Raw genomic sequence first — 14,338 nt, 5'->3', positions numbered from 1 at the left:
GCTCCTCAGATGCCGGCCAGATCCTCGAACGACCGCCCGGTAATCCACTCGCGGTCGTTCTTCGAGAGACAGTCGACGTGCTCGAGCCACCGCAGACTCTCCTCGTAGGTCGCCTCGTCGCTGACGTTCGGAAAGTCCGACCCCCAGACGACGCGCTCGCGGCCGAACGTCTCGAGCAGCCAGCGGACGTGGTCGTGCATATCCCGGTAGGGGAAGCCCTCCTCGGAGCGGTGGACGACTTCGGAGATCTTCACGGCGACGTCGTACTCATCGCCGGCGAGGGGCTCGAGCGCGCCGAGCGCGTCTTCGGGCGGGACGTCGGGGCCGGCGTGACAGAAGTGATCGAGCGCGTAAGTGAGATCGGGGTAGGTCTCGACGAGCTCGATCACCTGGTCGAGCTGGTCGACGTGGGCCAGGAGCTGGACCAGCGCGTCGGTCTCGCGGGCGGCCTCCCAGAACGCGGTCTCGTCGATCGCCTCACGCAGCCAGTCTACGCTGGGATCGAACGTCTCCCACATGCGATCGTACGGGCAGATCGCACCGAGACGGAACCCGAGAATCCCGTCGACGGCCATCCCGTCGCGCAGCCTGTCGGCCGCGTCGTCGGCGAACTGATCGAGCATCACGATTCCCGAGAGCGCGTCGTGCTCCTCGACGCAGTGGATCGTGTATCGGTTGTCGGTCCACTCGCAGATCGGGTAGCCGACGACGACCGCCTCGTCGACGCCGACGTCGTCCATATCTGCGAGGAGCTTCTCGGCGGTGTAGACGGTGTCGACGTCGAACTCGTCGACGGTGTCGACGAGCGGTCCGTTGATCCAGGGCTGCGCTCGAGTCGGTCGCGTCCACGCGTGCGTGTGGGTATCCAGCACCATCGTGTGCGGAAAGCGTCGCATCGGGCGATACTAAACGTTGTGTTGAACGCGAGACGAAATCGAGGAAGCGCCCGGTCGGCCACGGGAGTGAGTCGTCAGATCGACCGAGAGATTGCGCCCGCGACGCGCGGAAATGGGGGTTGCTATGGGTTCCGTTCGATTCGATTCGTTCTCACACACTCACCCGTGACCGATCCGTCGCCGAGCGGACGCGTCGGTCTCAGCGGAATCGAACGTTGTCGAGGGCGCCGGTGCTGCGGACGCCGATACCGCCCTCGGTGAACGTCTCGTCCGTGGCGGTGACCGACCCGATCGCGTCGCCGGACGGGTCTCGGACCTCGACGTCTATCTCGCCGAACTCGCCCCAGTCGACGACGAAGTCGTACAGCGTGTCTCGTTCGACTGAAACGTTCGCCTTGGCGAGTTCGGTGTACTCCCCGTCGACGCGCTTGTACAGTTGGAGACGGTCGCCGTTGCTCTCGGGATAGATCCGAGCGAAGTAGAAGTTGTCCGTGTCCTGTGCCCCGAAGGCGATGCCGAGATTGGCGTTCGTCTCGGTCCGGGCCGCCTGCGCGGCGAACGCGTCCCCGGCCCGCGGGTACTGTGCTAGCCCGCTCGTCGAGACGATGACGGCGGTGCCGCCGGAGGTGTTCTTGAGGCTGGCGTCGCCGTGGCCGACCGGCGCCGAGTCGTCGATCGCGTAGGCGTCCGTCTCGCCCTCGTACTCGGCGAGGTCGCCGTCCTCGAAGCTCTCGATGATTCCCGTCCGATCGTCACCGTCCTCGATTTCTTCGGTGATCAGGTTCCCGTCGTTGTCGACCCGGACGCGATACCGACTCTGGCCGTCAGGCGTCGTGAGGACGGCCCCGTTGCCGGCGCCGTCGATTCTGACGTCGTCCTCGCCGACGGCGAGCGTGGGCGACCCGCCGGCGTGGAACTCGTGGGAACTGTAGGTCTCGTGTTTCTGGACGCCATCGTCGAACCAGCGCGTGGACCCGGCCGCGTCGTCGTTCACTTTCGGCGCGGGACGCAGGTTCTGCTGATCGAAGTACGACGCGTATTCGATATCGGTGCTGTACTCGGCGTGGAACAGGTCGACGTTCTCGACGATGATCCCGTTGTGGCGGGGCCCCTCGCCGTCGGTCACGTCGACGACCTTGACGCCGCTGTTGTAGTCCATCGCGTTGTGGCGCTCGTGGACGTTCGAGATCGACACGCTCCGAGTCTCGTTGACGGAGTTCTCTAGTCTGATGATGTCCTCGCTCACCGACTGGAGCGGGTGGCCGCCGACCTGGATCGAGTCCAGCGTGATCGACGCGCCGCCGTCGATCCGGATACTGTGCTCGCCGCCGCCCGCGCGCCAGTTGGAGATATCGAGGTCGAACGACGGACCGTACGGGACGTCGTCGCTCCCGTACTCGGCGAGGAAGCCGTCGCGACAGCCAGTCACTTCAGTGTCTTTGATCGTCAGTTCGCTCGAGCCGTGGTAGTCCGCAAGTCGGATCCCAGCCGGTACGCTGTTTCGCTCCGCCAGGTTCTGGAGGTACAGCCGGGAGATGTGCATGTGGCCGACCCCCTGAATATCGATGAACGACCGCTCTACGTTCCCTTTAGCGTAGAACATCCCGCCGTAGAGGTTGATGTTCTCGGTCTTCTCGTCCGGTCCGATGACGAAGAAGCTCTCGATCGACTCCGTGGCGTAGATCAGGGTCCATCCCATCTCGAACACCAGTTTGCCGGTGTTGTCGTCGATCTCGACCGGGGACTCGAACCGCCAGGCCGGCAGGCCGTCGGCCGCTGCCGGATCGTCCGGATCGGGCGCGGGGATCACGATCTTGTGGCCCGGCTGCTTGTTCGGGATGTCGTCGCCCTCCGGGAGCGCGTCGAGGACGTTCTCCAGTTTCTGGTCGAGCGTGTCGCCGGGATACTCGGTGACCACGTGGATCGATTCGGGCGATCCCTCGGCGTTGAGGACGCCGTCATCGTCCACATTTAGGTTCTCCCCCGCGAAGTCCGCGATCGGCGCGTCGTTTGCGACCGTCGCGAGTGCGCCCAGCTCGGTGAGACTGTGGCCGTTGGCGTTGACGTCAGCGTCCCACTCGTGCCATGGCTGGTTGCCCTTCCCCTGTGCCGATGCGGTGCCGGCGAGTACGGTCCCGAGCCCAGCGGTACCGAGCAGCCCGAGCGCCCCGCGCCGGGCCATCGTCACGTTCGATTCCTCTCCGTCGGACGGAGTCTCGTCTCCTGTCATAGGTATTTGCCACCGTGCGTGGCAATCACTCTGTTACAGAGACGACTATATATTATTTATTGACTAGTACTCTACTGGTCTTATCCTGGAATCGGTGATCGCAGCATCCGTCCGACGGTCCGAACGCACCCGATCGATCTCTGACGCTCGCTCGGAGGCAGCCGACCTGCCGAGCGGTCCCACGCCGAGCACCAGCGACGACCTCGAGCGTGCGACTAGCGAACGTTTCACAACTGTCCTCCCGACGAAAAACCGTTCTCGGTGGTCGAGCACCTTTCCGCGAACCGATCCGGCGCTTCTTATTGATCTGAAAACGAGAAGACCGGCTTACAGGTCTCCGACTCGAGGAACGCCTCGAACGCGGCGGTCGGGTCGTCGACGCTGAACGAGCGGTCGATGATCGCGTCGGCGTCGATCGCACCGGCCGAGAGGAGTCGAATGGCCTGCTCGAAGTTCTGCCAGGTCGAGCCGTAGGACGTGTTCACGTCGACCTCGCCGCGAACGACCGGCGTCATGAACACTTCGCTGGGGGAGCCGGGGAGACCGACGACGATAACCTGTCCGCCCTTCCGGACGTGGTCGATGGCCATCTCGACGCCGCTCGAGTGGCCGGTCGTATCGAACACCGCGTCGAAGCCGACGCCGTCGGTTCGCTCGTCGACGACGTCCGAGAGGTCGTTCGTCTCGATATCGATCGTCTCGATCCCGAGCCGTTCGACCAGCGGCAGTCGATACTCGGTGTCCTTGCCCAGTCCCGAGACGAAGACGTTGGCACCCATCGAGTCCGCGACGGCCGCGACGAGCACGCCGATCGGGCCGGGACCCTCCACGAGGACGGTGTCGCCCGGCGTCACGTGGGACTGATCGAACACTGCGCGCGTCGCGATGCTGAGCGGTTCGGTGATGCTCGCGTGTCCGAGCGGGACGTCGTCCGGAATCAGGTGCAGATCTTTCGGGTGCACCGTCGTGTACTCGGTGTAGGCACCGTCGTTGTGCATGCCCGTGATCTCGAAGTTCTGGCAGACGTTCGGCTGCCCGTTCTTACACTGGAAACACGAGCCGCAGTCGTGGATCGGCTCCTCGACGACGTGGTCGCCGACCGCGAAGTCGGTGACGTCGTCGCCGACTTCGACGACCTCGCCGGAGTACTCGTGGCCCATAATTCGCGGAATCGGGATCCACTCGTAGCCGTCCTCGTACTTGTATGCGTGCGCATCGCTTCCGCACAGGCCCGCCGAGTGAACGCGAACTAATACTTCGTCGTCGTCGGGAACTGCCCGCTCACGTTCGCGGATCTCGATGGATTTCGGTCCGGTATGTACTATGGCCTTCATGTAGGGTTACCTCGCTCTGGTCGAGCTATCAATATGTGGGGGACTCACCTACATATAACTTTAGGTGTGAGATATCGTCGGTCGGACGGCTACTCACCACTGGGACCGCTCGTTGTCATCCCCGTTCGATATCGATACCGCGGTCGGCCCGTTCGAGCGAGAGCAGTGATGGTCTCGCCGGTGGTCGGAACTCGCGTCAACGGCGGCCGACGGTTTCCGCGTCTCGTCTCGAGTGGCGAACGAACGGAACTCGGAGAGAGACGGTCCGAAGCGGTCGTCTCGTGGTTCGGGCGTGCGGGTACTATAAACACTTATGTGGCTGTTGAACACACGTCGGACTGAGTCCGTTGGAAGTGACTTTAGACACATGGAGATAACGAATATCAACGTCACGAAGGTAAGTACCGATTCCTGGGGAGAGTTCGTCGAGTTCCCGCTCGTCACCGTCATGAGCAAGTTCGACGAGTACAACAACGCCGACGGCGACAATCCGGAGGCCCGTCGGAAGTGGATGGGGCCGGTCGGCGACGTCGTCGTGGAAGTCGAAACGGACGCGGGCATCACCGGCGTCGGCGTCGGCAACTGGGCGACGGGCTCGATCGAGACGATCGTCAACGAGACGCTCTCGAAGCTCGTCATCGGCGAGGACCCCCACCAACGCGAACGACTGTGGGACATGATGTACCGAGCGACGATCCCGTTTGGTCGGAAGGGTGCGGCCATCGAGGCCATCAGCGCCGTCGACCTCGCGCTCTGGGACATCGCCGGCAAGGAAGCCGAGAAGCCGGTGTACGAACTCCTCGGTGGACCGGTCACGGACGAGATTCCCTGCTACGCGAGCAACCTCCATCCCGTCGACCACGAGAAACTCGCTCGAGAGGCCCAGAACTACGCGGAACAGGGGTTCGATGCGATGAAACTCCGGTTCCGGTACGGACCGGAAGCGGGTCGCGAGGGGATGAAAGAGAACGAGAAGATCGTCGAGACGGTCCGGGACGCCGTCGGCGACGAACTCGCGATCGCCGGCGACGCCTACATGGGCTGGAACGTTCGGTACGCCAAGAAGATGCTCAAGCGCCTCGAGCGCTACGACATGGAGTGGGTCGAGGAGCCGGTCATCCCCGACGACATCGACGGCTACGCCGAGGTCCGCGAGGCCTCGAACGTGCCGATCTCCGGCGGAGAACACGAGTTCACCCGCTGGGGGCACAAGGAACTGCTCGAGCGCGAGGCCGTCGACATCCTCCAGCCCGACGTCCACCGCTGTGGCGGGCTGACGGAGTTGCTGAAGATCGACTCGATGGCCAGCGCCCGCGACGTGCCGGTGATCCCCCACTCCGGCACGAACCCGACCCTGCACTTCATCGCCGCGTCGACCAACGCGCCGATGGCGGAGTACTTCCCGATCCCCGAGTGGTATCAGGAGCGCCAGGGCGAACAGGAGTCGACCTACGCCGACGCCATCTACGCCAACCCGCCGAACGCCGAGAACGGGACCATCCCGCTGCCCGACACCGTCGGGCTGAGTTCGGAGACCAATCCCGAGGCTCTCGAGCACTACAGCGTGAAGTAATCCATGGCCGACGTCACCTTCGAGTACAACGTGCCGGTGTTCGCGGGCGCGCCGGAGTCGGGAACGGATCCCGTCCACCGCGACACGCCGTGTTACGAACGACTCGACTGGGAGACCACGAAGGAGGGCGTCCTGAAAGCTGAGGAACTGGGCTTCGACGCCGCGTGGGCGCCGGACCACCTCATGCTCGGGCGCGATCACGCCGAGTACGAGTGCTGGACGCTGCTGTCCGCACTGGCCGGCCTCACCGACGACATCAACCTCGGCTCGCTCGTCCTCTGTAACGACTACCGCAACCCCGCGCTCGTCGCGAAGATGGCCGCAACGCTGGACGTCATCTCCGACGGCCGCCTCGAGCTCGGACTCGGCGCCGGCTGGCACGAACCCGAGTACGAGGCCTACGGCTGGGAGTACCGCGATGGCTTCGAGCGGCTGATGCGGTTAGACGAGAGCATCCGCCTGATGAAGGAGCTGTGGGCCACCGATCCCGGCGAGGCCGCCTCGTTCTCGGGCGAGCGCTACGAGATCGACGGCGCCTACTGCGAGCCCGGCCCGGTCCAGGACCCGCATCCGCCGATCCTCGTCGGCGGACAGGGCGAAGAGGTGACGCTGAAACTCGTCGCGAAACACGCCGACATCTGGAACACGGATGTGTTCAACGGGACGCCGGAGACCTTGGAGCACAAGATCGGCGTTATTGAGGACCACTGCGAGACGGTCGGCCGCGACTCCGACGAGATTGAGTACTCGTGGGACGGCCACGTCATCTGTACGCGCGACGAGGAGAAACTCGAGCGCCTGCTCGACCTGATGCTCCCGATCCAGTTCGAGGAGGAGTACATCGACCAGGCCGACATTGAGACGGAGGCCGACGCCCGCGACTACTTCGTCATGGGCACGCCCGAGGAGTGCGCCGAGGCGATCGAGCGCCGGATCGACGCCGGCGTGACGAAGTTCCAGGGCTGGTTTATCGACTTCCCCGACACCGACGGGATGGAACTGTTTGCCGATGAAGTGATGCCGCAGTTCCGATAGCGCGTTCGTTGCCACCGATCATCGTCGCGTTTTTCGGCTCCCGCTTCGCTTTACTGTTCTCCGTCCGGGCCGAGAGACGTCGATCGGAGAGTCGCGACGGCACGGCCGTCGACCGGAACCGACTCGAGTGACCACCGGGCGGACACAGGGGAATAGCTATAGGACTGCCGTTCGATTCGTCTCTCGTATGGCACGGATTGCGTTCCATCTGGAGATCGCCGACGGACAGCGCGAGGCGTACCGCGACGCACACGAGAACGTTCCCGAGTGGCTCGAGGAGGCCTATCTCGAGTCCGATGCCGGCCTCGAGACCTATAGCGTGTTCGAGTCGGATGGCCACGTCTTTGGGTTCTTAGAGCTCGACGATCCGGAAGCGATCCAAGAGGTAATGGACACGAGCGATGCGCAGGCTCGGTGGGCCGAGGAGATGGACGGAATCGTCGTCGAGGACGACTCCGATCAGTGGATGGACGAAGTCTACCGAATGATCTAACGGGCGTACCGCGACGCGGTCGATCGCCGCCCGAGTATTCGACTCCTTTTGATCGTCGCCGAGGGCCAGTAGCGCCACGCTGTCCGATCGGTCGTCCCTCTCGGCGACCCCATTCGTGCCAATCCCCCGCACACTCCATCCGGTATCGCCGGAAAGCTATTCTATTCGGCTCTCGAGCGTTCTCGCTCCGTTCCTGCTCGGATTGCCGGCCCTTCGTCTCGGAATCCCGTGCGACATTTACGAACGTATGGTTGTAATCGGAAGCGACGTCTGTTCAGAAGCCCTAGCTATATTTCCGGCTTTGCCGGACGGATCCGTACAACCGTTTGTCGGAGAGTGTTCGGGATCCGTTCGGGAATTCGACTATCACTCGTTCGAGTCCCCGTTCGGCCCTTTCCGGTGGCGTCGGACATTCGAGACCGATCCGATCGGGACGGACGCGCGGTCGGCCGTACCACCGTCAGTCTGGAGCTGCAAGGACAGCCGCGTCCGTCCCGTCAGGAAGATTTATCAGCGATCCCGCGGAGATTTAGCTATCGTCACTATGATACCGTCCCTCGAAGAGACGATCGCGGCTGTCGCAGCGTATACTATCGACAAGGACATGGAAAACGAGGTCTGGCAGAAAGGCGTCGCGATAAACGGCCTGCTCGCCGCCGACCGCGACGACTGCACCGAGGCCGCACGGGCGCTCGTCGACCGTGCGGTCGAGACCCAGGACAGCAACGGGCAACTCTCCTACGGCCCGAGCTACCCGATTGAGGTCTTTCAGCACGGCAAGGAGTACGACGCCCACTGGGAGATCGATGAGCGGAAGGCGATGAACACGAACAACACGACCTCGATCGGCCACGGCGTCCTCGACTTCTATCGCCGAACCGGTGAGGAGCGGTACCTCGAGGCCGCCCGCGGCGAGTACGACAATCTCCAGTCGGTCGAACGGACCGAGGACGGCGGTATCCCCCACCACGTTCCGGAGCTGTCCGGCGTGAAGGGCCTCTGGATCGACTCGGTCTATATGATGTGTCCGTTCTTCGCGCGGTACGGAGCGGCCGCCGACGAGCCCGAGGCGTTCGACGAAGCTGCCAAGCAAATCATCGTCCACGCGAAACACCTTCAGGACCTACACACGGGACTGTTCCGTCACATCTGGCACGAACAGCCCAACAGCTACCCGCAGAGCACCTTCTGGGCCCGCGGGAACGGCTGGATTCAGGCGGCAATCGTGGACGTCCTGGAGTACCTTCCCGACGACCATCCCGACCGCGACGAACTGATCGAAATCTTCCGCGACGTTTCCTCGGCGGTCGTCGAACGTCAGGACGACAGCGGGATGTGGTACAACATCGTCGACGACCCCCACACGCCCCTCGAGAGTTCGGGCACGCTCATGTACACCTACGCGTTCAAGCGCGCCCTCGAACTGGGTATCGTCGAGGACGAGAAATACGAGCGGGCGGCGCGAGACGCGATGGAAGTCGCGATCGGTCTCGTCGACGACGAGGGCGCTGTCCGCCGGGTCGCCGGTCCGCCGGGCGGCCCGGGCGCACCGCTGACGTCGACGTCGTACGGGCAGGGATTCTTCCTCCTCGCCGCGTCGCAGTTCGCCGACGGGTCGTAACCGGTCACGCCGCTCACCATCCGGGTGAGAACCGTTCTGCGTCACAGAGACGACCTCGCCGCGCCGATCGTCGCTGCTCTCCCAGCGGGCGCTCGACGGTGACGAGGACGGGACTCCGATCTTCTTCTGCGGAAGGGATCGGGTTTCGACCGCTTCGAGGAAGAAGCGACGGTCGCTTCGAACCGGCAGTATCGGAGGACCGGCCTATTCGGTCTCCGTCACTCGCGTCGTCCGCGTCGATTCCGACCGCACCGTATCGATGACGCCGCGAAGGTAGCCGACGGTGAACCCTCGCGATCGATGCCGCCAATCGTCGTCACCTTCCATCTTCGGCACGTGGTTGGGAATGACCGTCCCCTCGTACCCGACGTCGTGGAGCGTTCTGACTGCCTCTGCGGTGTCGAAGTTCCCCGTATCGACGAACGTCTCGTGAAACTTCGGTACCGTTCCGACGACGTCACGGAAGTGAACGAAACCGATCTGGTCACGCTCGCCGAAGCGGCGGATGACCTCGGTCACGTCCTCGCCCATCTGTGAGAAACAGCCGAGACAGAGCTTCAACCCGTGATTGTCGCTCGGAACGAGCTCCATGGCCTTCTCGAAGTTCTCGACGCTCCGGAACAGACGCGGAATGCCCCCGAGCGACTCGAGACTCGGAGGGTCGACCGGGTGGAGTGCGAGGTCGACGCCGGCCTTCTCTGCGACCGGCAGCACGATCTCAAGCGGCCGTGAGTTCCGAGACTGACGGGATCTGGTTCGGATCGACTGCGATCGTATCGCTTACATCGCGATCGTTGAATTCGTCGGGTTCCTCCTCCGTATCGGCGTGATCGACGAAGATATCGGTCGCACCGAGCTGACGCATGTATCGCAATCTCCGGTCCGAGAGAGACCGCGTTCGAACGCCGACGCGGACGGTAGCACTGGTACTTCGACTCATACTCGTTCTTCTTGCAGAACGGCTAAATCAGTACGGGTAGTGACGTGTTCCCCTCGAACCGGCGTCGGAGTCTGAGTGGTGGTCGACTTACAGCGGAGTCGCTCCGAGAGTCAGGTTACCACTCGGCGACGCTGCCGTCGTCGTGTCGCCAGACGGGGTTGTGCCAGTCGTGCTCGAGTTCGGCCTGGCTTCGGACGTGATCCTCGTCGATCTCGACGCCGAGGCCCGGCTCGTCCGGGATCTCGACGTAGCCGTCCTCGTAGTCGAACACGGACGGATCGGCCAGGTACTCGAGTACGTCGCTGGTCTCGTTGTAGTGGATGTTGAGGCTCTGTTCCTGAATGAGCGCGTTGTGCGAGCAGGCGTCGACCTGGAGACAGGACGCGAGCGCAAGCGGTCCGAGGGGGCAGTGGGGAGCCATCGCCACGTCGTACGCTTCGGCCATCGAGGCGATCTTCGCGACCTCGGTGATTCCGCCGGCGTGGCTGAGGTCCGGCTGGATCACGTCGACCGCCCCGCTCTCGAAGACCTCCTTGAAGTCCCACCGGGAGAACATCCGTTCGCCCGTGGCGATCGGAGTCGTGGTGTGGGACGCGATCGCCGGCAGCGCATCGTTGTGTTCCGGCAGGACCGGCTCCTCGACGAACATCGGTTCGTGCGGTTCCAGCTCTTTGACGAGCCGCTTCGCCATCGGTTTCGACACGCGACCGTGGAAGTCGACGCCGATGTCGACGTCGTCGCCGACCGCCTCGCGGACCTCGCGGAGCCGAGTGACGGCGGCCTCGATCGTCGCGGGATCGTCGACGCGCTCGACCTCTTCCGTCGCGTTCATCTTGAGCGCCGTAAAGCCCGCCTCGACCTGCTTTCGGGCCTGTTCGGCCACGTCGGCGGGGCGGTCACCGCCGATCCACTGATAGACTCGGATCCGATCCCGGACCGGCCCGCCGAGGAGTTCGTGGACCGGGACGCCCAGTCGCTTGCCCTTGATATCCCACAGGGCCTGATCGATGCCTGCGATCGCGCTCATCAACACGGGGCCGCCTCGATAGAAGCCGCCGCGGTACATCGTCTGCCAGTGATCCTCGATCCGGGTCGGATCCTCCCCCAGCAGGTAGTTGTCCATGAGCTCCTCCACCGCGGTTCGAACGGTCTTCGCACGCCCCTCCACGATCGGCTCGCCCCAGCCGACCGTTCCGTCGTCCGTCTCGAGACGGAGGAACAGCCATCGGGGCGGCACCGCGAACAGTTCGTAGTCGACGATTTCGGTCATCTGTGTTCTCACTCCGAGCGACTTTCGTTTAGTCGTTTCGGAGCACTTCAGGGCCCCACGTCGGCCGATGCCGTCGAGTCGACCTCCGCTGGGTCGTCGGTGTCGCTGGCTCTCCGTCGAGGCCGCGTTGGGACGCCCTTCGAGGAGAATTGCGATTCGAATCGAGATATTGTCCGACATCACCGGACAGACGGCGTCCGTTGCGATCGGAGGCGGAAAAATCGAAATCGATTCGGTCCGGCGATCCGTTTCTCGAGGTCGCTTCCGCGCGGATGGCATCGATCGGGTCGACCGTCTCTCGGTCCGACTATCGTCTCACCGTTACGTCAGAATCCGGGCTGAAAGGCCATCGACAACGTCGGTCTCGGCGATCGCGACGTCGAACGGATCGATCTCCGAGCCGCCCAGCCGCCACGACGTCTCCTCCTCGACCGTCACCGCGACCGGCTCGCTTCTGAAGTTCATCACCCACGTGTGGCCGTCACGGCAGGCGACGCGAACGCCCTCGGGGAGCGGCTCCGCACGGCGGACGCCGGCGCGGTCGAGGAGGGATCCGACGAGTTCGGTCGCGAGCTCGGCCTCGGGCCAGACGCCGCAGTAGACGACGCGGCCGTCACCGACCGCGTTTCGAACGGCCGCCGTTCGGCCGGCTTCGATATCGTCGCCCGCGTACTCGAGCACCGGTTCGGCCGCATCAGCGTCGAGCCACTCGGCCCACGTCCGGAACGCGTAATCAGTGTCCGTTTCGTCGGGTCGGACGACGGCCGGATCGAACTGCGCCGGAAGCGTCTCGTGCTGATCGATTCTCGCGCCGACGAGATCAGACAGCGGACCGGGCTGGGGTTCGGGTCGGAGTTTATTGGACTCGTCTTTGACGCCCGTCCGCGGGCCGAGCAGCAGTTCGCCGCCGGACTCGACGTACGCGGTCAACTGATCGGCCAGCGATTCGGTCACCAGGTGGAGCGTCGGCGCGACGACCGCGTCGTACGAGTCGAGATCGCTCTCGGGATGCACGATGTCGACCTGCACGCCGCGCGCTCGGAGCGCCGCGTAGAACGACTGCAACAGCTGCCAGTAGTCGAAATCGGGCGCGTGGGACTGTTCGCCGAGCGCCCACGCGTTCTCGTAGTCGTGAAGGAGAGCGACGGGCGCGTCGACGTCGTCGACGTCGAACAGCTCCTCGGCGGCCCGCGTCGCGTCGCGATACCCCCGATCCGGCGACCCGTCCTGCTTGCGGAGGCCGGCGTGGTACTGCTCCTGGCCCTCGAGGCAGCGCCGCCAGCGGAAGTAGACGACGGCGTCGGCGCCGTGGGCGGTCGCGTGGTGTGCCCACAGGCGCATCGCCCCCTCCGCGGGCTGCGTGGAGTGGGGCGGCCAGTTGACGTCGCCCGGCTGCTGTTCCATCACCCAGAACGGTCGGTCGAGCACGCTCCGGTAGAGGTCGTGGTTGAACGAGAGCAGATCTGGGTTCCCCGCGCGCAGTTCGTCGGTCGTCGTCTCGCCGCCGGCCTGCTGGACGTGACCCGTCGGGTACGAGTCCCACGAAATCAGATCGAGGTCGCCGTCGAAGTCGTAGGTGTCCACCGACTCGAATAGGTTCATGAAGTTGTGCGTGACGAACCACTCATCGTTCGCCTCGCGAAGCAGGTCCGCCTGCAGCCGGTTGTACTCGACGACGCTGTCGCTCGAGAACCGGGCGAAATCGAGCATCATCGACGGGTGATCCTGCGCGGGCGTCGGACGCGGGACGTCGACCTGCTCGAGGTCGTCGTACTGCTGACTCCAGAAGGTCGTCCCCCACGCCTCGTTGAGCGCGTCGACGGTCCCGTACTCCTCGCGGACCCAGTCCCGGAACGCGGCGGCGCAGTCGTCGCAGTAACAGCGCGTCGTGCCGTGACAGCCGTACTCGTTGTCGGTCTGCCAGCCGACGACGCGCGGATCGTCGGCATAGCGGCCCGCCATCGCCCGGACGATGCGCTCGGTCTCCTCGCGATAGGCCGCGGAGTTGAAACAGTAGTGGCGTCGGCTCCCGACGTCCCTGACGGTCCCGTCGCGGTCCCGCTGGCGGATCTCGGGCCGTTCCTCGACGAGCCACCGCGGCGGTGCCGCCGTCGGCGTACACAGAACGGCCTGCATCCCGTTCTCGCCGATCAGGGCGACGATCTCGTCGAGCCACTCGAAGTCGAACTCGCCGCGTGCCGGCTCGAGCACGCGCCACGAGAACTCGGCCACGCGTACGTACTCGATACCTGCGTCGGCCATCTGCCGAACGTCCGTCTCCCACTGTTCGCGCGGCCAGTGCTCCGGGAAGTAACATACCCCTATTGACATGGATTAGTGTTCACGTCAGTCTTTGTAAATGTTATCATGTACCAGTTTCGGGGGGACTCGTCTCGTCAGCGTTCCATTCGGCCGCGGCCGCGGAAATCCGGATGTCGTCTGTGGCGTCGGATACCGTTTTTCTAGCGGCGGTCCGTCGGTACTGGTCTTCAAGCGGCACCGTTGATACCGGTCTTCCAGCGGACCGTCGATAGTGGTCCGGCCGTCTCCGATCCATCATCGCCGATCCTCCGAGCGGGCCGACTGACTCTGACTTCGATGCTGCCATTCGCAACGCGATACCGTCGAGACGTCTCACGTCCCGGCCGCACGGGCGATAGCCCCCACGGGGGTCCCACAGTAACCTTTGTGATGGATGAGCGAGAACTACGAACGAGATGCCAGAAGAGACGTTTGTCGACGTGCTCTGTCGGTTCCGACACCACTTCCGCCTCCTGTTTATGGTTTCGGCGCTGTCGTTACTCGTACTCGGGGCGGCGCTAACGGCCATCGAGAGGGGAACCAGCACGTACGTTATCACGGTGCTACAGATCGTCACGTTCCTCGTGATCGGATCGCTCTCGTTCGGGATGATGGTCGTTTGTGGGCGCCGAAGCGACTGATCGT

The 14,338-nt window shown here is 64.2% G+C and carries 10 protein-coding genes and 1 pseudogene; 5 read left to right on the top strand and 6 right to left on the bottom strand.

The features are described 5' to 3' along the window. Positions 1–5: 5 nt before the first annotated feature. From LDH66_RS19730 to LDH66_RS19720, 3 genes are all read right to left on the bottom strand, one after another. Positions 6–872 (bottom strand): amidohydrolase family protein, encoded by an 867-nt coding sequence (locus tag LDH66_RS19730; protein WP_226482858.1) that lies wholly within the window; start codon positions 870–872, stop codon positions 6–8. 223 nt (positions 873–1,095) lie between these two features. Next, complete coding sequence (locus tag LDH66_RS19725; RefSeq protein WP_226482797.1) at positions 1,096–3,126, bottom strand: hypothetical protein; 2,031 nt, start codon at positions 3,124–3,126, stop codon at positions 1,096–1,098. 299 nt (positions 3,127–3,425) lie between these two features. Then, a complete protein-coding gene (locus LDH66_RS19720) occupies positions 3,426–4,460 on the bottom strand; it encodes a zinc-dependent alcohol dehydrogenase (RefSeq protein ID WP_226482796.1) in 1,035 nt (344 codons plus the stop codon). A 367-nt stretch (positions 4,461–4,827) separates the two neighbouring features. Between LDH66_RS19720 and LDH66_RS19715 the strand changes: the two genes are divergently transcribed. From LDH66_RS19715 to LDH66_RS19700, 4 genes are all read left to right on the top strand, one after another. Beyond that, on the top strand, positions 4,828–6,033 hold the full coding sequence (locus LDH66_RS19715; protein WP_226482795.1) for an enolase C-terminal domain-like protein: 1,206 nt from the start codon (positions 4,828–4,830) through the stop codon (positions 6,031–6,033). Positions 6,034–6,036: 3 nt separating this feature from the next. Next, a complete protein-coding gene (locus LDH66_RS19710) occupies positions 6,037–7,068 on the top strand; it encodes an LLM class flavin-dependent oxidoreductase (RefSeq protein ID WP_226482794.1) in 1,032 nt (343 codons plus the stop codon). Positions 7,069–7,255: 187 nt separating this feature from the next. Further along, entirely contained in the window at positions 7,256–7,561 is a 306-nt protein-coding gene (locus LDH66_RS19705) for an L-rhamnose mutarotase (protein ID WP_226482793.1), read from the top strand. A gap of 547 nt (positions 7,562–8,108) precedes the next feature. Continuing rightward, the gene (locus LDH66_RS19700; RefSeq protein WP_425492976.1) at positions 8,109–9,182 is read left to right on the top strand and encodes a glycoside hydrolase family 88/105 protein; all 1,074 of its coding nucleotides are present in this window, start codon (positions 8,109–8,111) and stop codon (positions 9,180–9,182) included. 204 nt (positions 9,183–9,386) lie between these two features. On the opposite strand, the pseudogene LDH66_RS19695 reads toward LDH66_RS19700, so the two are convergent. The 3 genes and pseudogenes from LDH66_RS19695 to LDH66_RS19685 form a co-directional block, all read right to left on the bottom strand. Further along, positions 9,387–10,122, bottom strand: a pseudogene (locus tag LDH66_RS19695) (mannonate dehydratase). 115 nt (positions 10,123–10,237) lie between these two features. After that, positions 10,238–11,392: a galactonate dehydratase gene (gene dgoD, locus LDH66_RS19690; protein WP_226482791.1), complete on the bottom strand. Its 1,155-nt coding sequence runs from the start codon at positions 11,390–11,392 to the stop codon at positions 10,238–10,240. Positions 11,393–11,713: 321 nt separating this feature from the next. Beyond that, a complete protein-coding gene (locus tag LDH66_RS19685; RefSeq protein WP_226482790.1) occupies positions 11,714–13,723 on the bottom strand; it encodes a beta-galactosidase in 2,010 nt (669 codons plus the stop codon). Positions 13,724–14,109: 386 nt separating this feature from the next. Here LDH66_RS19685 and LDH66_RS19680 point away from each other — a divergent pair, with 386 nt between their 5' ends. After that, positions 14,110–14,334: a hypothetical protein gene (locus tag LDH66_RS19680; protein WP_226482789.1), complete on the top strand. Its 225-nt coding sequence runs from the start codon at positions 14,110–14,112 to the stop codon at positions 14,332–14,334. The last annotated feature ends 4 nt before the right edge of the window (positions 14,335–14,338 follow it).

Origin of the sequence: Natrinema amylolyticum, from assembly GCF_020515625.1 — an archaeon.
Classification (GTDB): Archaea; Halobacteriota; Halobacteria; order Halobacteriales; family Natrialbaceae; genus Natrinema; species Natrinema amylolyticum.
Note: the sequence above shows the minus strand (reverse complement) of the source record. Positions and strands in the feature narration are given on the sequence as shown.